25 protein-coding genes are annotated in these 26,613 nt (G+C 69.8%); 16 read left to right on the top strand and 9 right to left on the bottom strand.

Annotated elements, in window-relative coordinates:
* The first annotated feature begins 200 nt into the window (after nucleotides 1–200).
* The 5 genes from GON06_RS15320 to GON06_RS15300 all read left to right on the top strand — a co-directional run bounded on the left by GON06_RS15320 (nucleotide 201) and on the right by GON06_RS15300 (nucleotide 5,170).
* Nucleotides 201–1,706: a CoA-acylating methylmalonate-semialdehyde dehydrogenase gene (locus GON06_RS15320; RefSeq protein WP_157313178.1), complete on the top strand. Its 1,506-nt coding sequence runs from the start codon at nucleotides 201–203 to the stop codon at nucleotides 1,704–1,706.
* Nucleotides 1,707–1,708: 2 nt separating this feature from the next.
* Complete coding sequence (locus tag GON06_RS15315) at nucleotides 1,709–2,878, top strand: acyl-CoA dehydrogenase family protein (RefSeq protein WP_378735383.1); 1,170 nt, start codon at nucleotides 1,709–1,711, stop codon at nucleotides 2,876–2,878.
* Nucleotides 2,875–3,759: a 3-hydroxyisobutyrate dehydrogenase gene (gene mmsB, locus GON06_RS15310; protein WP_157313176.1), complete on the top strand. Its 885-nt coding sequence runs from the start codon at nucleotides 2,875–2,877 to the stop codon at nucleotides 3,757–3,759. Before GON06_RS15315 ends, mmsB begins: the two co-directional genes overlap by 4 nt.
* 188 nt (nucleotides 3,760–3,947) lie before the next feature.
* A complete protein-coding gene (locus GON06_RS15305; RefSeq protein ID WP_157313175.1) occupies nucleotides 3,948–4,724 on the top strand; it encodes an enoyl-CoA hydratase-related protein in 777 nt (258 codons plus the stop codon).
* A complete protein-coding gene (locus tag GON06_RS15300) occupies nucleotides 4,721–5,170 on the top strand; it encodes a putative immunity protein (protein ID WP_157313174.1) in 450 nt (149 codons plus the stop codon). Before GON06_RS15305 ends, GON06_RS15300 begins: the two co-directional genes overlap by 4 nt.
* Here GON06_RS15300 and GON06_RS15295 read toward each other — a convergent pair whose 3' ends face one another.
* From GON06_RS15295 to GON06_RS15285, 3 genes are all read right to left on the bottom strand, one after another.
* On the bottom strand, nucleotides 5,171–5,620 hold the full coding sequence (locus GON06_RS15295) for a YdeI/OmpD-associated family protein (protein WP_157313173.1): 450 nt from the start codon (nucleotides 5,618–5,620) through the stop codon (nucleotides 5,171–5,173). It lies immediately after the preceding gene.
* 110 nt (nucleotides 5,621–5,730) lie between these two features.
* Nucleotides 5,731–6,189: an SRPBCC family protein gene (locus GON06_RS15290; protein WP_157313172.1), complete on the bottom strand. Its 459-nt coding sequence runs from the start codon at nucleotides 6,187–6,189 to the stop codon at nucleotides 5,731–5,733.
* The gene (locus tag GON06_RS15285; protein WP_157313171.1) at nucleotides 6,189–6,722 is read right to left on the bottom strand and encodes a MarR family winged helix-turn-helix transcriptional regulator; all 534 of its coding nucleotides are present in this window, start codon (nucleotides 6,720–6,722) and stop codon (nucleotides 6,189–6,191) included. Before GON06_RS15285 ends, GON06_RS15290 begins: the two co-directional genes overlap by 1 nt.
* A 106-nt stretch (nucleotides 6,723–6,828) precedes the next feature.
* Between GON06_RS15285 and GON06_RS15280 the strand changes: the two genes are divergently transcribed.
* Genes GON06_RS15280 through GON06_RS15270 form a run of 3 tightly spaced genes read left to right on the top strand, consistent with a single transcriptional unit; the run spans nucleotide 6,829 to nucleotide 10,138 of the window.
* Nucleotides 6,829–7,602 carry an electron transfer flavoprotein subunit beta/FixA family protein gene (locus GON06_RS15280; protein WP_157313170.1) on the top strand — a complete coding sequence of 258 codons (774 nt, stop codon included), beginning with the start codon at nucleotides 6,829–6,831 and terminating at the stop codon, nucleotides 7,600–7,602.
* A 2-nt stretch (nucleotides 7,603–7,604) separates the two neighbouring features.
* Nucleotides 7,605–8,573, top strand: a complete 969-nt coding sequence (locus tag GON06_RS15275; protein WP_157313169.1) for an electron transfer flavoprotein subunit alpha/FixB family protein — start codon at nucleotides 7,605–7,607, stop codon at nucleotides 8,571–8,573.
* 5 nt (nucleotides 8,574–8,578) lie between these two features.
* Nucleotides 8,579–10,138 (top strand): cytochrome b/b6 domain-containing protein, encoded by a 1,560-nt coding sequence (locus tag GON06_RS15270; protein ID WP_157313168.1) that lies wholly within the window; start codon nucleotides 8,579–8,581, stop codon nucleotides 10,136–10,138.
* A 187-nt stretch (nucleotides 10,139–10,325) separates the two neighbouring features.
* On the opposite strand, the gene GON06_RS15265 is transcribed toward GON06_RS15270, so the two are convergent.
* Nucleotides 10,326–10,832, bottom strand: coding sequence for a GNAT family N-acetyltransferase (locus GON06_RS15265; protein ID WP_157313167.1), 507 nt, complete (start codon nucleotides 10,830–10,832; stop codon nucleotides 10,326–10,328).
* A 119-nt stretch (nucleotides 10,833–10,951) separates the two neighbouring features.
* On the opposite strand from GON06_RS15265, the gene GON06_RS15260 reads away from it, so the two are divergent.
* The 3 genes from GON06_RS15260 to pntB all read left to right on the top strand — a co-directional run bounded on the left by GON06_RS15260 (nucleotide 10,952) and on the right by pntB (nucleotide 14,670).
* Entirely contained in the window at nucleotides 10,952–11,512 is a 561-nt protein-coding gene (locus GON06_RS15260; protein ID WP_332837615.1) for an acyl-CoA thioesterase, read from the top strand.
* 234 nt (nucleotides 11,513–11,746) lie between these two features.
* The gene (locus tag GON06_RS15255) at nucleotides 11,747–13,273 is read left to right on the top strand and encodes a Re/Si-specific NAD(P)(+) transhydrogenase subunit alpha (protein ID WP_332837613.1); all 1,527 of its coding nucleotides are present in this window, start codon (nucleotides 11,747–11,749) and stop codon (nucleotides 13,271–13,273) included.
* Complete coding sequence (gene pntB / locus GON06_RS15250) at nucleotides 13,270–14,670, top strand: Re/Si-specific NAD(P)(+) transhydrogenase subunit beta (RefSeq protein WP_332837612.1); 1,401 nt, start codon at nucleotides 13,270–13,272, stop codon at nucleotides 14,668–14,670. The genes GON06_RS15255 and pntB overlap by 4 nt, the downstream gene beginning before the upstream one ends.
* A 161-nt stretch (nucleotides 14,671–14,831) precedes the next feature.
* Here the strand turns inward: pntB and GON06_RS15245 are convergent, their stop codons facing one another.
* Both GON06_RS15245 and GON06_RS15240 read right to left on the bottom strand, forming a co-directional pair.
* Nucleotides 14,832–15,488: a response regulator gene (locus GON06_RS15245; protein ID WP_157313166.1), complete on the bottom strand. Its 657-nt coding sequence runs from the start codon at nucleotides 15,486–15,488 to the stop codon at nucleotides 14,832–14,834.
* Nucleotides 15,485–17,161 carry a sensor histidine kinase gene (locus tag GON06_RS15240; RefSeq protein WP_198346723.1) on the bottom strand — a complete coding sequence of 559 codons (1,677 nt, stop codon included), beginning with the start codon at nucleotides 17,159–17,161 and terminating at the stop codon, nucleotides 15,485–15,487. Before GON06_RS15240 ends, GON06_RS15245 begins: the two co-directional genes overlap by 4 nt.
* 152 nt (nucleotides 17,162–17,313) lie before the next feature.
* On the opposite strand from GON06_RS15240, the gene GON06_RS15235 reads away from it, so the two are divergent.
* Together GON06_RS15235 and GON06_RS15230 are read left to right on the top strand one after the other, a co-directional pair.
* Nucleotides 17,314–18,843, top strand: coding sequence for a CitMHS family transporter (locus tag GON06_RS15235; RefSeq protein ID WP_378735380.1), 1,530 nt, complete (start codon nucleotides 17,314–17,316; stop codon nucleotides 18,841–18,843).
* A 38-nt stretch (nucleotides 18,844–18,881) separates the two neighbouring features.
* A complete protein-coding gene (locus tag GON06_RS15230; RefSeq protein WP_157313165.1) occupies nucleotides 18,882–20,249 on the top strand; it encodes a hypothetical protein in 1,368 nt (455 codons plus the stop codon).
* Here the strand turns inward: GON06_RS15230 and GON06_RS15225 are convergent.
* The 3 genes from GON06_RS15225 to GON06_RS15215 are packed head-to-tail and all read right to left on the bottom strand — an operon-like array spanning nucleotide 20,224 to nucleotide 21,976.
* Complete coding sequence (locus GON06_RS15225; protein WP_157313164.1) at nucleotides 20,224–20,757, bottom strand: hypothetical protein; 534 nt, start codon at nucleotides 20,755–20,757, stop codon at nucleotides 20,224–20,226. The two genes, GON06_RS15230 and GON06_RS15225, sit on opposite strands and share 26 nt — an antisense overlap.
* Nucleotides 20,745–21,290, bottom strand: a complete 546-nt coding sequence (locus tag GON06_RS15220) for a hypothetical protein (protein ID WP_157313163.1) — start codon at nucleotides 21,288–21,290, stop codon at nucleotides 20,745–20,747. The genes GON06_RS15225 and GON06_RS15220 overlap by 13 nt, the downstream gene beginning before the upstream one ends.
* Nucleotides 21,287–21,976: a hypothetical protein gene (locus tag GON06_RS15215; RefSeq protein ID WP_157313162.1), complete on the bottom strand. Its 690-nt coding sequence runs from the start codon at nucleotides 21,974–21,976 to the stop codon at nucleotides 21,287–21,289. The genes GON06_RS15220 and GON06_RS15215 overlap by 4 nt, the downstream gene beginning before the upstream one ends.
* A gap of 184 nt (nucleotides 21,977–22,160) precedes the next feature.
* Here GON06_RS15215 and GON06_RS15210 point away from each other — a divergent pair, with 184 nt between their 5' ends.
* From GON06_RS15210 to GON06_RS15200, 3 genes are all read left to right on the top strand, one after another.
* On the top strand, nucleotides 22,161–25,886 hold the full coding sequence (locus tag GON06_RS15210) for a bifunctional proline dehydrogenase/L-glutamate gamma-semialdehyde dehydrogenase (RefSeq protein WP_157313161.1): 3,726 nt from the start codon (nucleotides 22,161–22,163) through the stop codon (nucleotides 25,884–25,886).
* Between the two features lie 62 nt (nucleotides 25,887–25,948).
* The gene (locus GON06_RS15205) at nucleotides 25,949–26,398 is read left to right on the top strand and encodes a hypothetical protein (RefSeq protein WP_232528508.1); all 450 of its coding nucleotides are present in this window, start codon (nucleotides 25,949–25,951) and stop codon (nucleotides 26,396–26,398) included.
* Nucleotides 26,398–26,613: a helix-turn-helix transcriptional regulator gene (locus GON06_RS15200; protein WP_157313160.1), complete on the top strand. Its 216-nt coding sequence runs from the start codon at nucleotides 26,398–26,400 to the stop codon at nucleotides 26,611–26,613. The genes GON06_RS15205 and GON06_RS15200 overlap by 1 nt, the downstream gene beginning before the upstream one ends.

Genomic DNA, 26,613 nt, shown 5'->3' with positions numbered 1-26,613 from the left:
GAGCCGAGCTCACCGCGACGCGAAATCGACGCCCTTCCGGTCTGAGTCGTTCGCGTCCTTCAGTTCTACGTGTCGCAGGTTACGGGCCGGTGAACGGGGGAGGTCAGGCATGAAAGCGATACTAGGAAGCCCTACTATCTCCCCGGAAACCCGAGTATGGTGGTCACTGTGCCAAAGAGGGCACAGAGGAGCGTCGCACAATGACTCGTACAATCCCGCATTTCGTGGGCGGATCGCATTTCGAGCCCCAAGAGGGACGGTTCGCCGACGTGTTCGACCCCAGCACGGGGGCGGTGCAGGCCCGCGTGCCCCTGGCCTCCGCGGCCGAGGTGCAGCAGGTCATCGCGAACGCCGCCGCCGCGCAGCCGGCGTGGGCCGCGACCAACGCGCAGAAGCGCGCCCGGGTGATGATGCGATTCGTCGACCTGGTGCATCAGAACATGGACGAGCTGGCACGGCTGCTCTCCAGCGAGCACGGCAAGACCTTCGACGACGCGAAGGGCGACATCATCCGCGGCCTCGAGGTGATCGAGTTCTGCATCGGGGCCCCGCACATGCTCAAGGGCGAGTACTCAACCGAGGCCGGTACCGGCATCGACGTGTACTCGATGCGCCAGCCGCTCGGCGTGGTCGCGGGAATCACCCCGTTCAACTTCCCGGCGATGATCCCGCTCTGGAAGGCCGGACCCGCCATTGCGAGCGGCAACGCCTTCGTGCTGAAGCCCTCCGAGCGCGACCCCTCGGTGCCGGTGCGCCTGGCCGAGCTGTTCATGGAGGCCGGTCTTCCCGCCGGCATCCTCAACGTCGTGCACGGTGACAAGGAGGCGGTGGACACGATCCTCACCGACCCGCGCATCGAGGCCGTCGGCTTCGTGGGCTCCACGCCGATCGCCGAGTACATCTACTCGACCGCGGCGGCCAACGGCAAGCGCGCACAGTGCTTCGGCGGCGCGAAGAACCACCTCATCGTCATGCCCGACGCCGATCTCGACCAGGCCGCCGACGCGCTGATCGGCGCCGGCTACGGCTCGGCCGGAGAGCGCTGCATGGCGATCTCGGTCGCCGTGCCGGTCGGCGAGGAGACCGCCGACGCGCTGGTCGCCAAGCTCGCCGAGCGGCTCGCCGACCTGAAGGTCGGCCCCGGCCTCGAGCCGGGCGTCGATTACGGCCCGCTGGTCTCGGCCGCCGCGAAGGCTCGCGTCGAGGGGCTCATCCAGGAGGGGGCGGATGCCGGAGCGACGCTGGTCGCCGACGGCCGCGGCCTCGTGATCGACGGGTACGAGTCCGGCTTCTACCTCGGACCCACCCTGTTCGACCACGTCACCACTGACATGTCGATCTACCAGCAGGAGATCTTCGGGCCGGTGCTCTCCGTGGTCCGCGCCGCGGACTACGAGGAGGCGCTGGCCCTGGCATCCGACAACCCGTACGGCAACGGCGTGGGCATCTTCACCCGCGACGGCGACGCCGCTCGCGACTTCGCCGCCCGCGTGAACGTGGGCATGGTCGGCGTGAACATCCCGATCCCGGTGCCGATCGCCTACTTCACCTTCGGTGGCTGGAAGGCCTCCGGCTTCGGCGACCTCAACCAGCACGGCGCCGACGGGTTCCGCTTCTACACGAAGACCAAGACCGTGACCAGCCGCTGGCCGTCCGGCATCAAGGACGGCGCGAGCTTCGTGATCCCGACGGGAGACCACCGATGACCATGGTGACGACGACCGCAGAAGAGCGCGACGCCATCCTCGGCGCCGTCCGCGACTTCGCCGAGACCGAGCTGGCGCCGCACGCGATCGAGCGCGACGAGAAGCATCTGTTCCCGCGCGACACCCTGCACCGGGCCGGAGAGCTGGGCCTCGGCGGTATCTACGTACGCGAGGAGTTCGGCGGCACCGAGCTGTCGCGCGTCGACACCGTCGCGATCTTCGAGGAACTCGCCAAGGGCGACCCGACCATCGCGTCGTACATCTCCATCCACAACATGGTGGCCTGGATGATCGACACCTACGGCACCGAGGCGCAGCGCGCGGAGTGGCTGCCGCAGCTGACCGCGATGGAGACGTTCGGCTCGTACTGCCTCACCGAGCCCGGTGCGGGATCGGACGCCGCGGCGATCGCCACCAGCGCCGTCCGCGACGGCGATGATTTCCTGCTCACCGGAGTGAAGCAGTTCATCTCAGGTGCCGGCGAGGCCGGCGTGTACGTCGTCATGGCGCGCACCGGAGCCGCAGGCGCCGGTGGCATCAGCGCGTTCGTCGTGCCCGCCACGGCGGAGGGGATCTCCTTCGGCGCGCCGGAGAAGAAGATGGGATGGCACGCGCAGCCCACGCGCCAGGTGATCCTGGACGGCGTGCGGGTGCCGGCATCCGCCATGCTCGGCGACGAGGGCCGCGGGTTCGCGATCGCGATGTCGGCGCTGAACGGCGGCCGGCTGAACATCGCAGCCTGCTCGCTCGGCGGTGCGCAGTGGGCGCTGGAGAAGGCCGTGCAGTACGTGCACGAGCGCGAGGCGTTCGGCGAGCCGCTCGCGGAGAAGCAGTCGATCCTGTTCGCGGTCGCCGACATGCGCACCGATCTGCAGGCCGCGCGGCTGATGGTGCGCGACGGCGCGCAGGCCGTCGACGAGAAGGCGCCGGATGCCACGATGCGCTGCGCGATGGCCAAGCGCTTCGCGACGGATGCCGGGTTCGACGTCGCCAACAGGGCCCTTCAGCTGCACGGTGGCTACGGGTACCTTCAGGACTACGGGATCGAGAAGGTCGTCCGTGATCTGCGGGTGCACCAGATCCTGGAAGGGACGAACGAGATCATGAGACTCATCGTCGGACGCGAGATGCTGCGCCCCGCCGGATCCACGTCGATGCGGAGCGGATCATGACCCGCATCGCGTTCCTCGGACTCGGGCACATGGGCCTGCCGATGGCCGTCAACCTGGTGAAGGCCGGTCACGACGTGATCGGCTACGACCCCGTCCCCGCAGCGGTCGATGCCGCATCGGCGGCGGGCGTGCCGATCGCCTCGTTCGGCATCGACGCGGTCGCCGGCGCAGAAGTCGTCATCACCATGTTCCCCGCCGGGAAGCACGTGATCGCCGCCTATGAGGACGGTCTGCTGGCCGCCGCCGACCCGGGCACCCTGTTCATCGAGTCGTCCACGATCGCCGTCGACGAGGCGCGCACCGCGCACGCGCTGGCGATCGAGGCCGGTCACCGCAACATCGACGCCCCGGTCTCGGGCGGCGTGGTCGGCGCCGAGAACGGCACCCTCGCCTTCATGGTGGGTGGCTCCGACGATGACTTCGCCGCAGCGCTGCCGCTGCTCGAGGTGATGGGCAAGCGCATCGTGCACTGCGGTGGCCCTGGCCTCGGTCAGGCCGCGAAGGTGTGCAACAACATGGTCCTCGCGGTGTCGCAGATCGCGGTCGCCGAGGCGTTCGTGCTGGGGGAGCGGCTGGGGCTCGAGCACCAGGCGCTGTTCGACGTCGTGTCGCAGGCATCGGGCCAGTGCTGGTCGCTCACGACCAACTGCCCCGTGCCGGGTCCGGTGCCGACCAGCCCGGCGAACCGCGACTACCAGCCCGGCTTCGCGGGCGCGCTGATGGCGAAGGACCTCGGCCTCGCGCTGCAGGCGATCGAGCAGACCACGACGGATGCGCAGATGGGCCGGCTCGCGCAGCGCATCTACGCGGAGTTCGCTGCGGGTGAGGGCGCGCACCGCGACTTCTCGGGCATCATCACCGACATCCGCGACGCTTCCTGACACCGGACTCAGGCGCGAGCGCCGACAGCGCGGTCAGCGGTCGCTGAGCCGGATCGCGCGGCGGCGCACCGTGCGCACGAGGCGTGGTCATCGGTCCCACTGTGGCCCGATGCTCCACAGGCGCGCGATGCCATCCCGAGCACCTGGGATACTGGAGTGACCGCGATGAAGCGGTGGAGGGAGCATCCATGACCGAGTACGAGACGATCCTCGTGGACCAGCGAGGACGGGTGGGCTGGATCACCCTCAACAGGCCGCAGGCGCTGAACGCACTGAACAGCCGGGTGGCCGAGGAGGTCACGGCGGCCGCTGTCGCCTTCGACGCGGACGCCGGGATCGGCGCGATCGTCGTCACCGGATCAGAGAAGGCCTTCGCTGCGGGCGCCGACATCAAGGAGATGGAAGGCATGACCTCCGCCGACATGGTCGGCACGGATCACTTCGGCGTCTGGCGCGACTTCGCCGCGGTGCGCACCCCCGTCATCGCCGCGGTCTCCGGCTACGCACTGGGCGGCGGCTGCGAGCTGGCGATGATGTGCGACATCATCCTCGCCGGCGACAACGCCGTGTTCGGGCAGCCCGAGATCAACCTCGGCGTCATCCCGGGCATGGGCGGCACGCAGCGCCTGATCCGCGCGGTCGGCTACTACAAGGCCGCCGAGCTCGTGCTCTCAGGCCGGCTCGTGAAGGCCGATGAGGCCGAGCGCATCGGCCTGGTCTCGCGCGTCGTGCCGGCATCCGGCCTGCTCGACGAGGCGACGAAGCTCGCGACCACGATCGCGTCGAAGTCCCTTCCGTCGGTGTACGCCGCGAAGGCGACGCTGGATGCCGCGATGGAGACGCCGCTCGCCGAGGGGCTCGAGATCGAGCGGGCGCAGTTCGCCGCGCTGTTCGACACCGCGGATCAGAAGGAGGGCATGGCCGCCTTCCGCGAGAAGCGCGAGCCGGACTTCGTGCACCGATGAGCGAGCGCACCGAGACCGCACCGGATGACGCGGATCTGAAGCTCTCAGAGCAGGACCGGCGAGAGCTGGTGGCGTGGACCCTGGCATGTGCCGAGCGGATGCTGCCGATGTTCCTCGCCGAGCATCCGGAGGACGCGCGTCCGCGCGCGGCGCTGGATGCCGCGTACGCGTTCCTGCGCGGCGACATGGACATCGACGACGTGCGCAACTGGGCGTTCGCGTGCCATGCCGCAGCGCGCGAGGCGACGGATGCCGCGGCCGTGGCGGCCGCCCGCGTGTGCGGGCAGGCCGCGGGCGTCGCGCACATGGCCGCGCACGCCAGGCAGGTGCCGCGGCACACGGCGAAGGCGTTCCCCGGCGACCGCGAGCGCCGAGACGAGGAGCTGGCCTGGCAGCGCGCGCAGATCCCGCCGCGCTTCGAGCACTACGTCTACGACGGGGACTGATCAGGGCTGCGCGCGCAACTCGTCGAGCGCCTTCTGCAGACGTCGCTCACGAGTGTCCTCCTGCTTCGCCTCGGCGATCGACCTTGCCATCTCCTTCCGGCGAGAGAACGACAGGTTCTCGAACTCGGCGCGGATGGCGGGGTCGGATGCCAGGGCGTCGGCGAGCTCCTGGGGGAGTTCGACTGTGCGCTCGGCCGTGTCGGGGGCGATGATCACGTCGAACTCGTCGCCGAGCTCGACGGCCATCTCCTGGCGCACAGCCTTGCTGAACCCGATGAGGTTCTGCCCGCCCATGCGGGCCAGGCGCAGCCGCGCCGTGCGGCCGGCGATGGTGACGGTGACGGGGAACGCCTTGGCGCTGCTGAGCGTCGCGACCTGTTCCTCGTCGAGCACGATCGCGCCGGCCGGTCCCATCGGCTGAAGTGTGGTGTGCAGTCTCAACTCGCTCATCCCGCCACACTAGGCGCGCACCGATCCGTGAGGAAGGTCTCCCGGGATGAGAAACGTGCTCCTGCGCCGTTTCCCATCCCGGGAGGCGTTTCTCACGGGCGGAGGACGTGTCAGGCGTCGGGGCCGGAGAAGTGTGCGCTGATGCCGTCGTTGCGCTCGGTGATCACGCGGATCAGGTGGCGGCGCATGACCAGGGCGTCGACGAGCCGACCGACGATCCAGAACGGCGAGCGGAACACGAGCTCGTCGCGCATCAGCGTCCCTCCCGCCGCCGGGGAGAACTCGTGCGTGTGCTGGAACTGCGCGAACGGGCCGCGCACCTGCCGGTCGCGGAACCGGTGCGGCCGATCGACGTCGTAGACGAGCGAGGTCATCCGGAACCGCACGCCGAAGTGCCGGGCGCTCCAGGTGATGCGGTCGCCCTCGGTGAGCATTCCCGAGGTCGGGCCGCCGGCGACGCGCTCGCCGTGGGACCTCTGCGAGTCGACATGCAGCCCGACGTCGAGCGAGATGTCGAAGACCTCTTCCGGGGCCGCCGGCACCACCCGCTCCAGCACGAACGACGCCATCAGAGCGGGTCGGGCACCGGGCGGGGGTCGGCGAAGTCGCCGGCGTTCTTGCGCAGGCGGGCGACGATCGAGACCAGGTCCGAGGCGTCCTCGGAGGTCAGGCCCGGGCGTGAGAAGACCTCGCCGTTCAGTGCATCCGTCGCGCGGGCCACGAGGTCGCGCCCGGCATCCGTCAGGGAGAGCAGCGCGGCGCGACCGTCGTGCGGATGCGGCTCTCGCAGAGCCAGCCCGTCGCGCACCAGGCGCTCGGCGGTGCTGGACAGGCTGGTCGGATGCACCTGCAGACGCGCCACGATGCTCGACAACGGCATCGATCCGGTGCGGGTGAAGGCAAGCAGGCGCAGCACCTCGTAGCGGGCGAAGGTGAGGCGGAACGGCTTGAGTGTGGCATCCACCCGTGCCAGCAGCAGCTGCTGCGCACGCATCACGGAGGTCACGACGGCCATGCCGTCGGCGGCTTCGGTCCAGCCGTGCGCAAGCCACTGTCTCCTCGCCTCGGCGAGGGGATCGATCGGCAGGGGGCGGTGCGCCATGGTCCTACGGTACTGTGTACTCGAGGGTGACACTCAATTTCACGGGTGGTGGGATTCAATCCCATGGAATTGCCCCGCTAGGATCAAGTCAGGCATAGGAGGTTCGATGAAGATCTACGTCCTGGTGAAGGAAGTGCCCGACACCTACGGTGACCGCAAGCTGGACCTGGAGACGGGACTGGCCGATCGAGGCGGCGACATGGTGCTCGACGAGATCACCGAGCGTGCGCTCGAGGTCGCCCTCGCGTACGCAGACAAGAACGCCGGCACCGAGGTGGTCGCGCTGTCGATGTCGCCCGAGTCGGCCACGGCCTCCGTGCGCCGCGCGCTCGCGATCGGCGCGGCATCCGCTGTGCACGTCGTCGACGAGGAGCTGCGGGGCGCCGACCTCACGCTGACCGCCGAGGCGCTCGCCGCAGCCGTCCGGCGCGGTGAGCCCGACCTGGTGATCACCGGCAACCTGTCCACAGACGGTTCGGGCGGCGTCATCCCCGCGATGCTCGCCGAGCACCTCGGTTACGCGCAGGCCACCGCGCTCAACGCGGTCGAGATCGGCGAGGGCCAGGTCTCCGGCACGCGCGCGGCGGATGCCGGGAACCAGCAGGTCACGGCTTCGCTTCCGGCGGTCATCTCGATCACCGAGGCGCTGCCGGATGCCCGGTTCCCCAACTTCAAGGGCATCATGGCCGCGAAGAAGAAGCCCCTCGAGGTGCTCTCGCTCGCCGATCTCGGCGTCTCCGCCGACCCGGCCGCGGCACCCCGCGCGATCATGACCACGGTGGCCGAGAAGCCGCCGCGGGCGGCGGGCGTGAAGATCGTCGATGAGGGGGACGCCGGCACGCAGCTGGCGGAGTTCCTTGTGCAGAACAGGCTGGTGTGATCATGGCTTACCCCGAGAACCCGATCCTCGTCCTCGCCGACCTCGAGCCGTCCGGCGAACTGGCCGGCAGCACCGCCGGGCTCATCGGCGCCGCCGCACAGGTCGGTGCGCCGGTCGTGCTGGTCGTCGGCGGAACCCCGGCTGCCGCTGAGGCCGCCGCGACCATGGGCGCGCAGGCAGTGCTCACCGCCGAGGGCGACGCCGGCGCGCTGACCGTCCCGGTCGTCGACGCGCTGCAGGCCGCCTACGCGCAGGTGCACCCCGACGCCGTGCTGATCTCGAACTCGATCGCAGGGCGCGACGTCGCCGGGCGCCTCGCGGTGCGCGAGAAGCTCGCCCTCTCGGTCGACGCCGTCGGCGTCTCCCGAGACGACGAGGGCGTCGTGGCACACCACTCCGTATTCGGCGGATCGTTCCTCACCCAGTCCGCTCCGACGTTCGGCGCACCGGTGATCACGGTGCGTCTCGGCGCGATCGATGCCCGCGCCGAGGCTGCTTCGGCGGCTCCAGAGGCGCTCTCCGTCACCGCATCCGGGGCCGTCGCCGCGACGGCGGGCCCCGTCGACGCCGTCGAGCAGACCTCGTCCCGCCCCGATCTGCGCGGTGCGGCCAAGGTCGTCTCGGGCGGACGAGGCCTGGGCTCGAAGGAGCAGTTCGTGCTCGTCGAGCAGCTCGCCGACGCGCTCGGCGCCGCGATCGGCGCCTCCCGCGCCGCGGTCGACGCGGGCTACATCCCCTACGCGCACCAGGTCGGCCAGACCGGCGTCTCGGTGTCGCCCCAGCTCTACGTGGCCCTCGGCATCTCCGGTGCGATCCAGCACCGCGCCGGCATGCAGACCGCGAAGACCATCGTCGCGATCAACAAGGACGGTGACGCGCCCATCTTCGACATCGCCGACTTCGGCATCGTGGGTGACGTGTTCACGGTCGTCCCGCAGCTGATCGAGGCGCTCGAAGCGCGGAAGAAGTAGTCACGATGGCGGAGAGGATGCTGCGCCGCGGACTGCCGCGGGTGAAGGGCGGCGAGCCCTGGCCCGCCGCTGTCTCGGTCGAGGTCGCTGCCCCCGCGGTCGCTGCGCCGTCGGCGGCCGGTCACGGATCGGTGGCCGACACGCCAGATGTCGCACCGATTGCGGCATCCGGGCCTGCAACCGGCGTGTCTGCCCCCGAAGTGTCCGTCTCTGCCGTCGAGGCATCGGCGGCTCCGAGCGGAGTCGCGCTGCGCCGCGGCCTGCCGCGCGTCGCCGGCGGCGAGGCCTGGCCTCCTGCCGCGGCCGCAGCAGCACCTGCTGCGGCCGCTCCCGCAGCAGCGGCGGCCAGCTCGGCCGCCGAGAGTGTGCAGCGGGTCGAAGCGCCCGCTGCCCCCGCAACCGCCGCACCCGCTGTCACCGCAGCAGCCGCCACCGACGGTTCCGTGCTGCGCCGCGGCCTGCCGCGTACTGCGGGCGGCGATCCGTGGCCCCCGGCCGGCACTCTCGTGGCCGTCCCGGCGGCCGTGGCGCCCGCCGTCGAGGTGGAGGTCGTCGACGACACCCCGGTCGCCACGCTGGTGCCCGCCGGCCCCGACGTCTCCACGCCGCTGCCGTTCACGCGCACCGTCTGGGCGGGCACGGCTCCGCGCCGTGTCGCAGAGCCCGCCGCGTCCCGCCGCCCGACCTGGACCCAGGCCATCGCCGGACTCTTCGGCGCAGCCGGACTCGGTCTCGTGGCGATCGCCGGCATCTTCCTGGTGCGCGCGTTCCTCAGCCTGCCCTTCATGCAGGACTTCCTCGCAGCGTTCCCGGGGGAGTACCACACCGAGGCGGCGCCCGGCATCCCCGGCTGGGTGGGGTGGCAGCACTTCTTCAACATGTTCCTGATGCTGCTGATCATCCGCTCCGGTCTGCGGGTGCGCACCGAGAAGCGCCCCGAGGCGTTCTGGGCACCGCGCAACAATCCGAAGGGCAAGACCAGTCTGACGATCTGGTTCCATCAGTCGCTCGATCTCCTGTGGATGATCAACGGCGTGGTCTTCGTCGTGCTGCTGTTCGTCAGCGGGCACTGGATGCGGATCGTGCCGACGAGCTGGGAGGTCTTCCCCAACGCGCTGTCGGCGCTGCTGCAGTACGTCTCCTTCGACTGGCCGACGGAGAACGGCTGGGTGAACTACAACAGCCTGCAGGTGCTGGCGTACTTCACCACCGTGTTCATCGCCGCACCGCTGGCCGCGATCACCGGATTCCGGATGTCGGGGCTCTGGCCGAAGAACGCCGAGGGCCTCTCGAAGGCGTACAAGATCGAATGGGCGCGCAAGCTGCACTTCCCGATCATGCTGTACTTCGTCGCGTTCATCGTCGTGCACGTCGCGCTGGTGTTCCTCACCGGGTTCCAGGCCAACCTCAACCACATGTTCGCGTCGAGCGACAGCACGACCTCGTGGGCCGGATTCTGGTTCTTCGTGCTGGCTCTGGTGGTCATGGCCGGCGGCTGGATCGCCGCCCGCCCGCTGGTGCTCGCGCCGATCGCGCGGCTGTTCGGCACAGTCTCCGGGCGCTGACGTGCTCGTGGCGGCCCGGTGGGTCGTTGGTGTGCTCAATTTCGGATGCCGCGGGTGACACCCCGCGGCATCCGCTGTGTGGCCCGGCGCGTCGCGCCTGAGACCCGAAGTTGGGCACGCAGACCGACCTCCCGAACACGAAGAAGCCCCCTCCGGCCGGAGGGGGCTTCTTCGTGAAGACCGCGGATCAGCGCACGAAGCGCACCTCGGTGAGCGTCTCGCCGAGGAAGGGCTCGGTGTGGCTCGCGCCGTCGAGTGCGAACCCGTTGCGCACGTAGAAACGGTGCGCGCGGGGGTTGTCGTCGGCGACCCAGAGGTAGACCTCCTCGCCCTCGTCGACGGCGGCGTCGAACAGGCGCTGACCGAGGCCGGTGCCGTGCCACTTGTCGAGCAGGTAGATGAAGTAGAGCTCGCGGTTGCGCGGGGCGTCCTTGTCGCGGGCCGGGCCGGAGCCGACGAAGCCGACGATCTCTCCGTCGACGAGCGCGGCGCTCATCCGGAAGTCGTCGCCCTGACGGGCCCAGTTGACCCAGAGTTCGGCGAGGCGCTTGGGCGACACCTTCTCCAGGGCGGCCTTGCTGATGAGGTGATCGTAGGTCTCGTGCCAGGTCTGTGCGTGGACGCGGCCGAGTGCTTCCGCGTCCGCATCGCGGACCGGTCGGACGATGGTCTCGGGCTGGGCTTCGGCGCTCATGCCGCGACTCTACGCGCGGTCGCCGTAGAGGTGAAATCGACCAGGACACACAGGGTCCGAATGTGCCCCTCCTACAACCGCTTTGCGGCAACCGTTGCCGATAGCTACTGTCGAACCTCGTGAACGTGATCTGGCGCACCCTCCTCGTCATCCTGCAGGCCCGGCGCCGGGTGCGCCGCGGTGCGGTCCTCGAGCCTGCCGAGGTGGGCCGCGTCCGGCTCACCACGCTCCCCACGGACATCGACATCCTGCGGCACATGAACAACGGCCGGTACCTGTCGCTGTTCGATCTGGGTCGCTGGGATCTCCTGATCCGCACCGGCCTGTTCGACGAGATGAAGCGCCGCGGCTGGTACGCGGTGGTCTCCAGCGAGACCGTCACCTTCCGCAAATCGCTCGAGCTCTGGCAGCGCTTCGACGTCGAGTCTCGCCTGATCGGTCACGACGACAAGGCCATCTTCCTCGAGCACAGGGCCGTCGTCGACGGCGAGGTCTACGCGCGCGTCATCGTCCGGGCCCGGATGCTGCGCCGCAGCGGCGGCACGGTGTCGCACGACGAGCTGTTCGCCGCGGTCGGGCATCCGGAGGGCGTGCCGGGCGTCGACGAATGGATCCACGACTGGGCGGGCGCTTCCGCGCTACCGCCGACGAAGGCCGCGGCACCCAGCATCTGGCGTTGACAGATTGCAGATTGCGTAAGTTTCCTCGTTCTTTCCCCGTCATACGTGGCGGAATGCGCGCTGACGATCAAACGCGTCAGTAACCTGAGCACACCCCCGACACCGCTATTGGCGGCGGTTCCCCGATGCTGCGTGCTGCGTGCAGCCGGGGGTGACGGAAGGAACACTGTGGTTCAAGATGACAACGTGGTTCACGACCACGTGACACCAGCGCGAGGAACACGGCTCGGTGTCGTGCGTGAAACCGGCGGTGAGGCGCGCGTCGCCGCGACGCCCGCCACGGTGCGCACGCTGCAGGCGCTCGGCTATCGCGTCGTCGTCGAGAAGGATGCCGGCGCCGCCGCCTCCTACCCCGACGACGCGTACGTCGAAGCGGGCGCGACGATCGTCGATCGCGAGCCGGCCTGGGGGAGCGACGTGGTGCTCGGCATCAACGCCCCCGGTCCCGACGAGATCGCGCTGCTCGCCGACGATGCGACCGTGGTCGCGCTGCTCTCACCGGCGCTGCGACCCGACCTCGTCGAGGCGCTGGCGCAGCGCGGCATCACCGCGGTCGCGCTCGACGCGGTGCCACGGATCTCGCGCGCCCAGTCGATGGACGTGCTGAGCTCGATGGCGAACATCGCCGGCTACCGCGCGGTGGTCGAGGCCGCCCACGAGTTCGGCCGGTTTTTCACCGGACAGGTCACTGCCGCGGGCAAGGTGCCCCCGGCCAAGGTCCTCGTCGCCGGTGCGGGCGTCGCAGGACTCGCGGCGATCGGCGCGGCATCCAGCCTCGGCGCGATCGTGCGCGCGACCGACCCCCGGCCGGAAGTCGCCGACCAGGTCACGTCGATCGGCGGCACCTATCTGCCCGTCGACGTCGAGGTCGCGGCATCCACAGACGGGTACGCGAAGGCGACCAGCGCCGACTACGATCGCCGCGCCGCGGAGATCTACACGGAGCAGGCGGCGGACGTCGACATCATCATCACCACCGCGCTCATCCCGGGGCGCGCAGCGCCCCGCCTGATCACCGCCTCTGATGTCGCACTGATGAAGCCCGGCAGCGTGATCGTCGACATGGCAGCCGCCCAGGGCGGCAACGTCGAGGGGTCGGTCGCAGGGGAGCGGATCGTCACAGCGAACGGCGTGATCATCCTCGGCTACACCGATCTTGCCTCGCGGTTGGCGGCGCAGGCGTCCCAGCTGTACGGCACGAACGTGGCCAACCTCGTCGCCCTGCTCACGCCGGGCAAGGACGGCGCACTGACACTCGACTTCGACGATGTCGTGCAGCGCTCGGTCACTGTCGTCCGCGACGGGGAGGTCACCTGGCCGCCGCCGGCGGTGCAGGTCGCTGCGGCGCCTGCCAAGCCTGCGCCGGCTCAGGACGCCGCGCCCGCGGCCGCTCCTGACAAGAAGATGAGCGTCGGACGCAAGGCTCTGCTGATCGGCGCCGGCATCGTCGCGCTCTTCGTCGTGAACCTGTTCGCGCCGCCCCCGCTGCCGCAGCACTTCACCGTGCTGATGCTCTCCGTCGTGATCGGGTTCTACGTGATCGGCAAGGTGCACCACGCCCTGCACACGCCGCTGATGTCGGTGACCAACGCCATCTCGGGCGTGATCGTCGTCGGCGCGATGCTGCAGGTGACGAGCGCGAACCCGGTCGTGCAGGTGCTCGCCGCGATCGCGATCCTGCTCGCCAGCATCAACATCTTCGGAGGCTTCGCGGTGACCCGCCGAATGCTCGCCATGTTCACCAAGGGAGCCGACAAGTGACCGTCGACGCCCTCGCCGGCGCGGCCTACATCGTCGCTGCGCTGCTGTTCATCCTGAGCCTCGCGGGGCTCAGCCGCCACGAGTCGGCCCGCGCGGGCGTGATCTACGGCATCGCCGGCATGGCGATCGCCCTGCTCTCGACGCTCGCGCTGACCATCGCCGACGCCTGGGGCGGATCGGGATCCACCCTCGGGCTGATCCTGCTCGTGGTCGCCGTGATCGTCGGCGGCGCCATCGGCCTGTGGCGCGCCCGCGTCGTGCAGATGACCGGAATGCCGGAGCTCATCGCCCTGCTGCACAGCTTCGTCGGCCTCGCCGCGGTGCTCGTCGGCTGGAACGGCTACCTCGCGCACGAGGCGATCGCACCCGAGCTGGTCGGCATCCACAACGCCGAGGTGTTCATCGGCATCTTCATCGGCGGCGTGACCTTCACCGGGTCGATCGTCGCCTACCTGAAGCTGTCCGCGAAGATGTCGTCGAAGCCCCTCATGCTGCCGGGCAAGAACGCGCTGAACATCGGCGCCCTGGTGGCCTTCGTCGCGCTGACCGTGTGGTTCGTCGCAGACCAGCAGCTCTGGCTGCTGATCGCCGTCACGCTGCTGTCGTTCGCGCTCGGATGGCACCTGGTGGCCTCGATCGGCGGCGGCGACATGCCGGTGGTCGTGTCGATGCTGAACAGCTACTCCGGCTGGGCGGCGGCCGCGGCGGGCTTCCTGCTGAACAACGACCTGCTGATCGTCACCGGCGCTCTCGTCGGCTCCTCCGGTGCCTATCTGTCGTACATCATGTGCAAGGCGATGAACCGGTCGTTCCTGTCGGTGATCGCCGGAGGCTTCGGCATCGTGGCATCCAGCTCGGGTGACGAGGAGTACGGCGAGCATCGCGAGGTCACCGCCGACGCGGCGGCCGGCATGCTGGCCGACGCGCAGAGCGTGATCATCACACCCGGCTACGGCATGGCCGTCGCGAAGGCGCAGTACCCGGTGGCCGACCTGGTCGCCAAGCTTCGCGAGCGCGGCGTGGACGTGCGGTTCGGCATCCACCCCGTCGCCGGCCGTCTGCCGGGGCACATGAACGTGCTGCTCGCCGAGGCGAAGGTGCCCTACGACATCGTGCTGAGCATGGAGGAGATCAACGACGACTTCGCGAAGACGTCGGTGGTGCTCGTGATCGGTGCGAACGACACCGTGAACCCCGCCGCCGCGGAGGATCCGGGCAGCCCGATCGCCGGCATGCCCGTGTTGCGGGTCTGGGAGGCCGAGAACGTGATCGTGTTCAAGCGCTCGATGGCCGCCGGCTACGCGGGTGTGCAGAATCCGCTGTTCTTCCGCGACAACGCGCAGATGCTGTTCGGCGACGCCAAGGAGCGGGTGGAGGACATCATCCGGGCGCTGTGACGCGAGACCCCGACTGCCGCATGAGACCCACGTCCAGGACGTGGGTCTCATGCGAAAGTGGGGAGGTCGCGTGGGCCTCAGTCGACCTGGATGCCGGGGTGAGGGCCATTCCGGGGCGAACTGCGACCGGGATGGGCGGGGGAAGGGAGCCGCCAGGCGGCTCAGGACCCGGGGCGGATGTACCGGTGCTCAGGGCGGCCGGTCGAGCCGTAGCGCAGACGCACGTCGATCAGCCCACGGGTCGCGAGCCCGGCGAGATGCCGCTGCGCGGTGGCCCGTGAGACGCCGGCGCGTTCGGCGACCTCGGCCGCGGATGCCTCGTCGCCGCCGAGATGGGAGAGGATCAGCGTCTCGGTGGCCGAGCGCCCGACCGAGGCGGAGTCGCCGCCACCGTGCAGGATCGCGAGGGCGCGGTCGATCTGCTCCTGGTTCGTGGAGCGGTCCTCGGGGAGCAGGTTGCGGAACCGCGCATATGCATCCAGCCGGGCCTCGAGCACGCGTGCCTCGAAGGGCTTGGTCAGCACCGACAGCGCTCCCGCGCGCAGCGCCCGGCGCACGGTGCTGCCGTCGGTCGCGGCCGAGATGAGGATCGCGTCGATCCGCTGGGAGGCGATGAACTGCACGCCGTCGCCGTCCGGCAGGTAGGCGTCGACGAGCAGCAGGTCGGGGGAGTGCTCCTGCACTCCGCGCACCGCGGCGGCGAGAGTCGGCGCCGTGCCGACGGTCTGGAAGCCGGGGCGTGCGTCGACGATGTCGCGGTGCAGGCCGGCGACGCGGAAGTCGTCGTCGACGATCAGGACGCGAAGCGGATCGGTCATTCTTCCTCCTGATCGCGGATGGCGGGATCACCGGCGTCGGTTCGGTCGAGGTCGTCGGACGTGCCCTGGATGCCGGACGGAGCCAGCGCACCGGGGATGCGGGCGCCGAACACCGCGCCGCCGTCCTGGCCGCCGCGATCGATGATCCAGACGTCGCCGCCGCGGCGCCTGGCCAGGTCGCGGGACAGCGCGAGCCCGAACCCGCGCCCGTGTACGGCATCCGGACCGAGCCCGGTGCGCTCGCCGCGGGTGAAGGGATCGACGCCCTCATCGATCCCGGTGCCGGAGTCGGAGACGGTCATGACGAGCTCCGCGCCGTCAGCGAACAGTCCGACCTCGACCCATGGCTCTGCCGCGGAACGAGCCGCCCGCACCGCGTTGTCCACGAGATTCCCCAACACCGCGGCGACATCCTCGACGGCCAGTACGGCACCGGGCACGAGTGTGTCCTCGGACACGCGCACCTGCACGCCGCGCTCGCGCGCGGCATCAGCTTTGGCGCCGAGGACCGACTGCAGGAACGCATCGGGCACGCGCTCGATGCCGGGGACCGCCGGGTCGACGGCTCCGCGGGAGAGCAGCTCGCCGAGAAACGCCCTCGCGTCTGGTGCGCGCTGCGCATCGAGCAGGCCTGCGGCCACATGCATCCGATTCGCGAACTCGTGCCGCTGCACGCGCAGCGCCTCCGTCATCGCCTGGACGGAGGCGAGTCGTGCGGCCAGCGCCTCCACATCGGTGCGGTCGCGCAGTACGATCACCTCGCCGAGGTCGCGGCCGTTGCGAACGACCGGATGCACGTCCAGGTAGGCGACACGTCCGCCGATCACCGTCTCGATGCCGTCGCGATCTCGTGCCGCATCGAGCAGCTCGGCATCGAGCCCCAGATCCGCGAGCGGGCGGCCGACGGCGTCGGAGCCCAGCATCCGCTCCGCCGCGCGGTTGCACACGCGGACCGTGCCCTCCGGGTCGGCCGCGACGACTCCGTCGCCCACGCCGTCGAGGACTGCGGCCTGGTTCTGCACCAGGGCGACGAGCTCCTCCGGCTGAAGGTCCAGGGTCAGACGCCTGAACCGGCGGCGCACCAGTGCCGCCGCGATCGCCGCCAGAAGCAGCGCGGCGGCGGCGGCGACCGCGATGCCGCCGACCAGCAGAGGCAGATTGCTGAACACGCTCGCCCGCTCGAAGCCGACGCTGACCTCTCCGATCGGCTCACCGCCGCCGACCGGGAAGACCGGGACCTTCGCGCGCGCGGACTCGCCGAGCGTTCCCGTCTCCCAGGCGACCACTTCGTTCCCGGCGAGGGCCTGCTGATAGCCCGTGCTGACGCGCTCGCCCAGCTGCTCGGGCCGCGGGTGCGCGAGTCGGATGCCGTGATCGTCGGTGATCACGACGAAGAGAGCTCCCGTGCGTGCCGAGACGTCCTGTGCGATGCGCTGCAGTTCGTCGTCGCGCAGATCCGCGGCGCTCGGGGTGCCGGGGTCGGCGGAGTAGTACGCCACCCGGCGCTGCACGTCGTGGTCCTCGGCGAGGGTGCGGGCGATATTCAGAGCGGACTGCTCCGCCGACGTGCGCAGCTGCTGCACGGAGATCCAGCCGAACACCAGTGAGCAGACGGCGACGACGGCGACCACGGTGATGAGCTGAGTGACCAGCATCCGGGTCGCGAAGCGCATCGGCGCACCTCCTGTCGAACACCTGAGTTTAATGCGCAGAACGCGATTCAATGCGCTCTAGCGCGCGCGGCGGATCAGCGGTTCGTACTCTCGCTCAGATGCACCACGCGGTGCACCCCGACACACACGACAAGGGAGTCGACATGCTCACGATGTCCGGCCTGCTGGCCGCCGCGGACGAGGCACCGGTCTACGACACCGCGTTCACCCCGCCGGACGGCGTGCTCGTCGTCCTCGGCTTCGCCATGGTGCTCGTCTTCATGACGCTGATCATGACCAGGCGCCTCACCCCGATGGTGGCCCTCATCCTGGTGCCCACGGTCTTCGGCCTGTTCGCCGGCGCGGGGCTCGGCCTCGGTGACATGGTGCTCGACGCGATCGGGAGCATGGCTTCCACCGCGGCGCTGCTGATGTTCGCGATCATGTTCTTCGGCCTGATGATCGACGTCGGGCTGTTCGACCCGCTCATCCGGCTCATCACCAGACTGCTGGGCGACGACCCCGCCAAGATCGTGCTGGGCACGGCCATCCTCGCGGCGGCCGTCTCGCTCGACGGCGACGGGTCGACGACCTTCATCATCACGACTTCGGCGATGCTGCCCCTTTACCTGCGTCTGGGTATGAGCCCGGTCGTGCTCACCTGCGTCGCCGGCCTCATGAACGGAACGATGAACATCGTGCCCTGGGGCGGTCCGACCGTGCGTGCGGCCACCGCCCTGAAGCTGGACGCCACGGACGTGTTCGTGCCGATGGTCCCCTCGATGATCGCCGGCATCGTCATCGCCCTCGTCTTCGCCTGGTTCCTCGGGCTGTCCGAGCGCCGTCGTCTGGCAGGCAGCGTGGACACCTCGCGCATCTCGGGCGAGCCGGGCGCCGTGACCGGCGGGGTGCAGCGGATCCTGCGCAAGGCCGACCCGAAGCCCGGCGCCCGTGCCGAGCTGCACACCGGCAACATCGTCACGATCGCCGGCGGTCATGGCGGCATCGCGACGGCGGAACTCGTCGATGCCACCGACACCGCTATGGCCGACACGATGCTCGACCCCAACCGCCCGACGCTGCGGCCCAAGCTGATCTGGTTCAACCTCGCACTCACCATCGCGGTGATGGTGCTGCTGGTGATGGACATCTTCCCGCTCGCCTACGTGTTCATGGTCGGAGTGGGCCTGGCGCTGGTGATCAACTTCCCGAAGCTGAAGAGTCAGGCGGACGAGATCGTGCAGCACGCGCCGTCGATCGTCGGCGTGGTCTCGATGGTGCTCGCCGCCGGCGTGCTGGTGGGCGTGCTGAACGGCACCGGGATGGTCGACGCCATGGCCTCGTGGATCACCACTGTCATCCCCGCATCGATGGGTCCGTACCTGGCTGTGATCACCGGCGTGCTGTCGATCCCGTTCACGTTCTTCATGTCGAACGACGCGTTCTACTACGGCATCCTGCCGGTGCTCTCGCAGAGTGCGGCGCACTTCGGCATCGACCCGGTCGAGATGGCCCGCGCCTCGATCACCGGCCAGCCGGTGCACCTGCAGTCGCCGCTGGTGCCCGCGATCCTGCTGCTGGTGTCCCTGGCGAGCGTCAACCTCGGCGACCACCACAAGAAGGTGCTGTGGCGCGCGGTCATCGTCTCGCTGGTCATGCTGGCGGTCGGCGTGCTGTTCGGCGCGATCCCGTTCGCCGCCTGATCGCCCGGCGGGGATGGCCGGCGCGCTAACGTGTTCTCGTGCTGGCCATCCTCTCCTCCACCGGGCGCGTGCTCTGGCGGCATTGGCCTGCCCTGCTGGCCTGGTACCTGGCGGGTGTTCTGGTGCAGTACGGCATCGTCGAGCTCTCGGGTTGGATCGGTGCCCGGTCCGCGACGATCGGACTGCTCATCCTGCCGATCGGCATCCTTGCGCGGCTGATCGCCTTCGTCGCGATGTTCCTCGTGCTGCGCGACGGTCTGCGCTCGCTGCAGGCGATCGCGCCCCTCCCCGAGTCCGCCGCCGCACGGCGAAACACTCTCCTCACAGCCTTGCTGGCCAGCATCCTGCCGTTCTTCGCCGTGTATCTCGGGCAGGGGATGCTGCGCGATGACGTCGCGGCGTATACGGCCAGGGCGCTCGAGGTGCGCGACATCCTGCGCAAGACGGGCGTGGAACTGGCTGAGACCGACAATGCGACCAATGTCGGCCTCACAATCTGGACGGGGGTGATCATCGTGATCGCCTTCTCCGCGCGCTGGGCCTGGTCGCGCTGGTCGGCGAAGCTCCCGCGGTCACTCGCGGTGCTCGCCGTGTACTTCGAGGTCGTGTGGGTCTTCTTCTCCGCGTTGGTGGTCAGCGACCTCGTGGACGGTGTGAACAGCTGGATCGACCACCGTGCGGCGATGGTCTGGCTCGGAGATGCGCGCGCCTGGCTGGGGGAGCATGTGCTCGCCTTGGTGTGGGTGTCGGATGCGATCGGCTGGCTGCTCGCGCAGGCCGGACCGATCCTGCTCGCGCCCCTGGTCTGGCTGACCATCGCCGGTGTGATCTACGGGCAGGCGATCGTCGCTGAGAAGCTGCAGGTCGAGCACCGGCTCCTCACCCGTCTTCGTCGACAGGCCGCCCGTGTTCCCAACCCGGTGATGCGGCGTCTGCAGGATCTCGGCGATGAGCTGAGCTCGCGGTTCAAGCCGATCGGCCGTGCGCTCCTGCTCATGTGGCGAGCCGGGCCGGTGATCATCTCGTCGTACGCCCTGATGTACGTCGCGGTTCTCGCGCTGCAGTCGTACCTGCGATTCTGGGTGACGAGGCTCGTCGGCCCGCACGATCTGCTGAGCTTCTGGATGGTGTTCGACACGGCCATCCTCCTGATCCCCGTCCTGATCATCGAGCCGCTCCGCGTCGCACTCGCTGCCGGCGCCTACGACACGACGCTCGGGATGCTGCGCCGAGCTCAGCCGTCGGCACTCGGCAGCGCCCAGGGCGATGCCGAGGCGGCGGCCGCGGCGGCGGGCGTACTCCCTGAGGACATCACGCCCGCGGCAGAGGCAATGGCCGTGGCAGGTGCGGAGCTGGACGACGAGCAGGAAGCCGGTGAGGCTACCTCTCGATCGGGAACCGCATGACCGTCGCATAGCCGTCGCCCGCTGCGATCTCGACCCAGAACGGTCCGGTCGCATCCTCGGGAATCACGTACGGCAGGATCAGCTCGTACGGTTCGACGTCACTTGTGCTGCACGACTCCGGTTCCGTCGGATCGAAGTCCAGGCCGATCTCCGTCCGCATGGGTTCCCATTGCCGGCCGGTGCCCTGTTCGATGAGCACCGGCCAGTCGCATCCGACGCCCTCATCGTCCGGTGCGACGGGGACGCCCGCGGCGAGCACGATCGCGCCTCTCGGGACGTCGAGGCCGGTGACATCCTTCAGCTCGCCCCCGCGGGCCGGCCCCCACGTCGCGCCGGCAGCGTGCACTGTCTCGCCGTCGTCAACGATCCGCACGGGATGCGAGGACGGACCGTACGCCTCGTTCCACTCGTTCCAGGTCAGCGCGCCGAACGTGAGGGGGATCAGCACGATCGCCGCAGGCAGGGCGAGGCGATTGGTGCGCCACCATCCGGCCATCAGTCCGCCCATCCGTTCGGCTGCAGCGTCGTCTCGTGCTGCACAGCGATGTCATCGAGGTCGATCGCGATCTCGAGCACGGAATCGGTGCGGGTGTCGCCCTGCGGAGCCAGCCGCAGCACGGCATCGCCGGTGCGCGCATCCGGAGCGAGCTCGAAGGCCAGGCTTCCTGACCGCGGAACGCCCGGAACGAGCTGGCTCTGGAAGAAGGTCGTCCCGCGCTCCGTCGCCCGGTAAGTGCGGCCCCCGGCGGTCAGTTCGGCGCTGCTGAGGCTGCGGCCGTACTGGTCGAGGACGGATGCCGCATCCAGATCGACGACGACCCAGGTGCCCTCCGCCGACCAGCCCTCGTCGTCGGAGATCCGATCGGCAGCGCGCACGTCGGTGACGGTGACGACCAGATTGCGGCCGGCCACCGGATCGCCCACTTCGCCCGCGGTCACGAAGCTCGCCTCGATCGAATTCTCGGGTAGCGTCACGAAGTTCAGCAGCCAAGCGCCGGCGAGGAACGCGCCGGTGAGCAGCCAGGGGAGTACGCGCTTCACGATGCAGGCACCTCCTCGATCGAAGTGAGCACACGGGCGCCGACATGGACGTCGCTCCAGTACTCCTCGCTCGTCACGAAGCTGCCGACAGTATGCTCACCGTCGGGGAGCGTGACCGTCACCTCATCCCCATCGGCGAAGTCTCCCGGTTCTACCGCCCACGACACCATGAGGCGCGCGGGCACATCGGGTTGCAGCCAGGTCGCACCATCACCGTCGTCGACACGGCTGATCTTGGGTGTCTCGTCGAGGCCCTCCACCCGGATGCTGTCCACGGCGGCGGCGGTGTCGTTGCCGCCGAAGACCGGCCGAGCCCGATCGAACAGGTTCGTCGCGTCGATGATCACGACGAGCACGCGCTGGCCCTCGTCGGGGACCACCCCGGCGGTCTGCCGGGTGTCCGACAGCTCGACCGCGACCACCGACATGTCGATGTCGGCGCCGATGAAGTGCTCGCCCGGCGCTAGCTCGACGGGCCCGGCTTCAGGAACCGTCTGGAGTCCGCCGAAGGCAGCGGTCGCACCGAGCAGGATGGCACCGGCGCCGGTGATGAGCCACCCGGTCGGCACCTTGTCGGTCGTCTTCCTCACCCAGGAGGTCAGGCGCGCCTCGGACTCCGCGCGCTTCGTCGCGCCGGCGTCCGCCGCACTCGTCGCGCCGGCGTCCGCCTCGTCGTTCTCCCCCACGGGCGCCCCTCCTTCGGCATAAGCATAAGGTTCCCGTGGCCCACCTCCTGCCGCTCCGGTCTCGACGGTTGCGGATGCTGCGGTCGAAACACCCGCAACCGTTGAGACCGGAAACAGAGGGAGCAGGTAGGAGGTGAGGCATGAGGTCCCTGATCGGAGCGAGTGCACGTCATAGGCTGGATGCATGCCAGAGCCGTCTTCGTCCGCAGGGGCCGGCCTCGCCGACTCCGCCGTCGAACTCGCCCGCCGCTGGGTGGCGGAGGAGGCCGCGGAGCAGATCGACCCTGCTGCGGCCCGCCTCGCCGGGGTGCTGCAGGACCGCAACGGGCTGCCGTTCACGCTCGGCTTCGTCGACGGCGTGATGCGCCCGGAAAGCCTCGGCGCCGCGGCATCCACCCTGCATCGGGTCGCGCCGCTCGCGCCGGACTTCCTGCCCTGGTACCTGCGCGGCGCCGTGCGCGTCGGCGGAGCCGTCGCCCCCGTGCTGCCGATGCCGACCGTGCCGATCGCCCGCCGGGTGCTGCGCGAGATGGTCGGGCACCTCATCGTCGACGCCAGGCCCGAGAAGCTGGGTCCCGCGATCGAGAAGCTCCGCGAGGACGGCTCACGGCTGAACCTCAATCTGCTCGGCGAGGCCGTGCTCGGCGAGGCAGAGGCGAAGCGCCGGCTCGACGGCATCCACGAGCTGATCCGGCGTCCCGACGTCGACTACGTCTCGGTGAAGGTCTCCGCAGTGACCAGCCGCATCTCGATGTGGGCGTTCGACCAGGTCGTCGAGGAGACCGCGAAGCGCCTGCTGCCTCTGTACGTGACCGCGGCGATGACGAACACCTTCATCAACCTCGACATGGAGGAGTGCCGCGACCTCGACCTCACGATCGCGGTGTTCACCCGCATCCTCGAGGACCCGCGGCTGCGCGACCTGGAAGCCGGGATCGTGCTGCAGGCCTACCTGCCCGACGCCCTGCCCGCGCTGCGCGAGCTGACCGCGTGGGCCCGCGAACGCGTCGCGCGCGGCGGTGCGCGCATCAAGGTGCGACTCGTCAAGGGCGCGAACCTCGCCATGGAGCACGTCGACGCCGTCATGCACGGCTGGACGCCCGCTCCCTACGACACGAAGCTCGACACCGACGCGAACTACCTGCGCTGCCTCGACGAGGCGCTGTGGCCGCGGAACACCGAAGCAGTGCGGATCGGTGTCGCCGGGCACAACCTCTTCGACATCGCCTACGCCTGGCTACTGGCGGGGGAGCGCGGAGTGCGCCCCGACATCGAGTTCGAGATGCTGCTCGGCATGGCGCAGGGGCAGGTGAAGGCCGTCTCCCGCGAGGTCGGCAACGTGCTGCTGTACGTGCCCGTCGTCGCGCCCGCCGAGTTCGACGTCGCGATCAGCTACCTGGTGCGCCGCCTCGAGGAGAACGCCTCGTCGTCGAACTTCCTCTCCGCCGCGCTCGAGCTCGGCACCGAACCGCGACTGTTCGAGCGCGAGAAGATGCGGTTCCTCGACTCCGTCACGCGTTCCCGCGATCACTCGCTGCGCATCGGCCCTCGTCGCACGCAGGACAGGTCGGCTCCCGCGCACGAGTCCGTGCGCCCGGCATCCGCAGCTCCCGTCGCCGACGCCGATCTGACCGGCGTCGTGCTCGGCATCGCCGCAGGCGCCGAGACGGATGCCGAGGACGACGACTACCTGCAGACCGCCGTGTACGCGCGGCGTGAGGCGACCAGGGCGCAGACCACCGGATCGGCGGACGGCCTGCGCCGCAGTCGCGGGATCGCGGCACCGGGCGAGGGTGCTCCCGGGTTCACGAACACCGCCGACAGCGATCCGTCGCTTCCGGCGAACCGGGAGTGGGCGCGCGGCGTGTTCGAGCGCATCACCGCCGCAGGCCTGTCGCAGTTGGGGCTGTCGACGCTCGCCGCAGCGCGCATCGACGACGCCGACGTGCTCGCACGCGCCGTCGGACGGGTGCGGGATGCCGCGGCGTCGTGGGGTTCCCGCTCGGCGGCGGAGCGCGCGGAGATCCTGCTGCGCGCAGCTGCCGCCCTCGAGGCACGGCGGGCGGATCTGATCGAGGTCGCGGCGATCGAGACCGGCAAGGTGTTCTCGGAGGGGGACATCGAGGTCAGCGAGGCCGTCGACTTCGCCCGTTACTACGCGTCCACGGCCAAGGAACTCGACGCGATCGCGGGTGCCGCATTCACCCCGGCGCGCGTGACCGTCGTCACCCCGCCGTGGAACTTCCCGCTGGCCATCCCAGCCGGAGGCGTGCTGGCCGCGCTCGCCGCAGGCTCGGGCGTCGTCTTCAAGCCCGCCCGTCAGGCGCGTCGCTGCGCCGCGGTCATCGCCGAGTGCCTGTGGCAGGCCGGCGTGCCGCGCGACGTGCTGACGCTGGTGGACATCTCGGAGAGCGGGCTGGGCAAGCAGCTCATCACGCATCCTGACGTCGACCGGGTGATCCTGACCGGGTCGTGGGACACCGCTGCGCTGTTCCGCTCCTGGCGACCGGACCTGCCGCTGCTCGCCGAGACCAGCGGCAAGAACGCGATCATCATCACTCCGACGGCCGACCTCGACCTGGCAGTCGCCGACCTGGTCAAGAGCGCGTTCAGCCACGCGGGCCAGAAGTGCTCGGCAGCCTCGCTGGCGATCCTGGTAGGGCCGGTCGGGCACTCCAAGCGGTTCGCCCGGCAGCTGGTCGACGCCGTGCGGTCGCTGCACGTCGCCTGGCCGTCCGACCCTGAGGCCGAGATGGGCCCGATGATAGAGAAGCCGCAGGGCAAGCTCGAGTGGGCGCTCACCACGCTCGAGGGCGATGAGAAGTGGCTGATCGAGCCGAAGCGCGTACCGGGCGACGAGACGGGGAGGCTCTGGACACCCGGCATCCGCACGGGTGTGCGACCCGGCTCCCGCACCCACCTGGAGGAGTTCTTCGGGCCCGTGCTGGGCATCATGCACGCGCACACGCTGTCGCAGGCGATCACCCTGCAGAACCAGGTGGCTTACGGCCTGACCGCCGGCCTGCACACGCAGGATCCCGATGACCTCGCCGTCTGGCTCGACAGGGTGCAGGCCGGGAACCTCTACGTGAACCGCGGCATCACCGGTGCGATCGTGCAGCGGCAGCCGTTCGGCGGCTGGAAGCGCTCCTCTGTCGGCGCCGGTGCGAAGGCCGGCGGCCCGAACTACCTGATCGGGCTCGGCACCTGGCGGGCGCAGTCCCGCGGCAAGACCTCGAAGACCCTGCACCTGCGCGGCCTGGACAGCCGCATCTCGGCGGTGATCGAGGCCGCACAGCCCTCTCTGGAGTTCGAGCAGTTCGAGCGCCTGCGCCAGGCTGCGTTGTCCGACGCCGTCGCGTGGGACCGCGAGTTCGGCCAGGTCCGCGACGTCTCCCAGCTGGTCGTGGAGCGCAACCTGTTCCGCTACCGCCCGGTGCCCGTCGCGGTGCGTGCGACGGCGGATGCCGGGCTCGCCGACGTGCTGCGGGTCGTGATCGCCGGCATCCGCGCCGGCGCGCCGTTCCTGCTGTCCGTCCCCGACGGCCTGCCGGCCGCGGTGCGCCGCTTCCTCGGCATCCTCGATCTGCCGATCTCGGTCGAGACGGATGCCGAGTGGATCGATCGCATGCGCGGAGCGGATGCTGCGGAGGAGGAAGGCGTCGAGGCCGTGATCGAGCAGACGCCGATGCCGGGCCGGGTGCGGCTGGTCGGCGGACGCGACGCGGTCGCCGAGTTGCACGCGGCGCTCGCGACGGCAGTCGCGGGCGACCCGGACATCGCGGTGTACGACGGCGAGGTCACGACGGCCGGACGCATCGAGCTTCTGCCCTTCGTGCACGAGCAGTCGGTGACGATCACCGCGCACCGCTTCGGCAACCCCGACGACTGGAGCGCCGGCATCATCTGATGTAAAAAATTCTTGACATCGATGATGGGGCGGGCTTACCTTCCATGTAAAGAATCTTTGACATGGAGGTGCCGGTCATGGTGTACCAGGAACGCGTCGCGTGGGCCCAGCTGATCGCTTCGGTCCTCACACTCGCGGGCTACGTCGTCATGGTGCTCGTCCAGGCCGACGGCGCCGAGCTCACGACGGTCGACTGGCTGCCGCTGATGCTCTGGACGATCGGTGCGGGCATCGTGCTGAGCATCGTCATCTCCGTCGGGTGGGGGATCATCGCCGGGATGCGCGACCGTGAGGCCACCACGGCATCCGACATCCGTGATCGCGACATCAGCCGGCTCGGCGGCCGGGTGGAGCATGCGTTCCTCGTGATCGCAGGTCTCGGCGTGATCGTGCTGTGCGGGATCAGCGCCGACCTGTTCTGGATCGCGAACACGATGTTCCTCGGCTTCGCGGTGTCCGCCCTCATCGGCGGCATCGCGCGCGTCATCGCATACCGCCGCGGGCTGGTCTGATGGTCAAGCCCACCCTCGTCACCAACACGATCCGCGCTCAGCGCGAGCAGGTCGGGATGACCCAGGCCGAGCTCGCCCGCCTGATCGGCGTCACCCGGCAGACGCTCATCGCGATCGAGCAGGGGAAGTACTCGCCCACGCTCGAGCTCGCCTTCCAGATCGCGCGCGCGTTCGACGTGCGCCTCGAGGACCTGTTCCAGTACCCGGAGGGGTGA

The organism is Microbacterium sp. MAH-37, assembly GCF_009758255.1.
Classification (GTDB): Bacteria; Actinomycetota; Actinomycetes; order Actinomycetales; family Microbacteriaceae; genus Microbacterium.
This window is presented reverse-complemented; position numbering and strand designations above follow the sequence as displayed.

Excerpts from the sequence above, each read along its gene's own strand:
- GON06_RS15320 (WP_157313178.1), top strand. The coding sequence starts at position 201 with ATGACTCGTACAATCCCGCATTTCGTGGGCGGATCGCATTTCGAGCCC.
- GON06_RS15315 (WP_378735383.1), top strand. The coding sequence starts at position 1,709 with ATGGTGACGACGACCGCAGAAGAGCGCGACGCCATCCTCGGCGCCGTC.
- mmsB (WP_157313176.1), top strand. The coding sequence starts at position 2,875 with ATGACCCGCATCGCGTTCCTCGGACTCGGGCACATGGGCCTGCCGATG.
- GON06_RS15305 (WP_157313175.1), top strand. The coding sequence starts at position 3,948 with ATGACCGAGTACGAGACGATCCTCGTGGACCAGCGAGGACGGGTGGGC.
- GON06_RS15300 (WP_157313174.1), top strand. The coding sequence starts at position 4,721 with ATGAGCGAGCGCACCGAGACCGCACCGGATGACGCGGATCTGAAGCTC.
- GON06_RS15295 (WP_157313173.1), bottom strand. The coding sequence starts at position 5,620 with ATGAGCGAGTTGAGACTGCACACCACACTTCAGCCGATGGGACCGGCC.
- GON06_RS15290 (WP_157313172.1), bottom strand. The coding sequence starts at position 6,189 with ATGGCGTCGTTCGTGCTGGAGCGGGTGGTGCCGGCGGCCCCGGAAGAG.
- GON06_RS15285 (WP_157313171.1), bottom strand. The coding sequence starts at position 6,722 with ATGGCGCACCGCCCCCTGCCGATCGATCCCCTCGCCGAGGCGAGGAGA.
- GON06_RS15280 (WP_157313170.1), top strand. The coding sequence starts at position 6,829 with ATGAAGATCTACGTCCTGGTGAAGGAAGTGCCCGACACCTACGGTGAC.
- GON06_RS15275 (WP_157313169.1), top strand. The coding sequence starts at position 7,605 with ATGGCTTACCCCGAGAACCCGATCCTCGTCCTCGCCGACCTCGAGCCG.
- GON06_RS15270 (WP_157313168.1), top strand. The coding sequence starts at position 8,579 with ATGGCGGAGAGGATGCTGCGCCGCGGACTGCCGCGGGTGAAGGGCGGC.
- GON06_RS15265 (WP_157313167.1), bottom strand. The coding sequence starts at position 10,832 with ATGAGCGCCGAAGCCCAGCCCGAGACCATCGTCCGACCGGTCCGCGAT.
- GON06_RS15245 (WP_157313166.1), bottom strand. The coding sequence starts at position 15,488 with ATGACCGATCCGCTTCGCGTCCTGATCGTCGACGACGACTTCCGCGTC.
- GON06_RS15240 (WP_198346723.1), bottom strand. The coding sequence starts at position 17,161 with ATGCGCTTCGCGACCCGGATGCTGGTCACTCAGCTCATCACCGTGGTC.
- GON06_RS15235 (WP_378735380.1), top strand. The coding sequence starts at position 17,314 with ATGTCCGGCCTGCTGGCCGCCGCGGACGAGGCACCGGTCTACGACACC.
- GON06_RS15225 (WP_157313164.1), bottom strand. The coding sequence starts at position 20,757 with ATGGGCGGACTGATGGCCGGATGGTGGCGCACCAATCGCCTCGCCCTG.
- GON06_RS15210 (WP_157313161.1), top strand. The coding sequence starts at position 22,161 with ATGCCAGAGCCGTCTTCGTCCGCAGGGGCCGGCCTCGCCGACTCCGCC.
- GON06_RS15205 (WP_232528508.1), top strand. The coding sequence starts at position 25,949 with ATGGAGGTGCCGGTCATGGTGTACCAGGAACGCGTCGCGTGGGCCCAG.
- GON06_RS15200 (WP_157313160.1), top strand. The coding sequence starts at position 26,398 with ATGGTCAAGCCCACCCTCGTCACCAACACGATCCGCGCTCAGCGCGAG.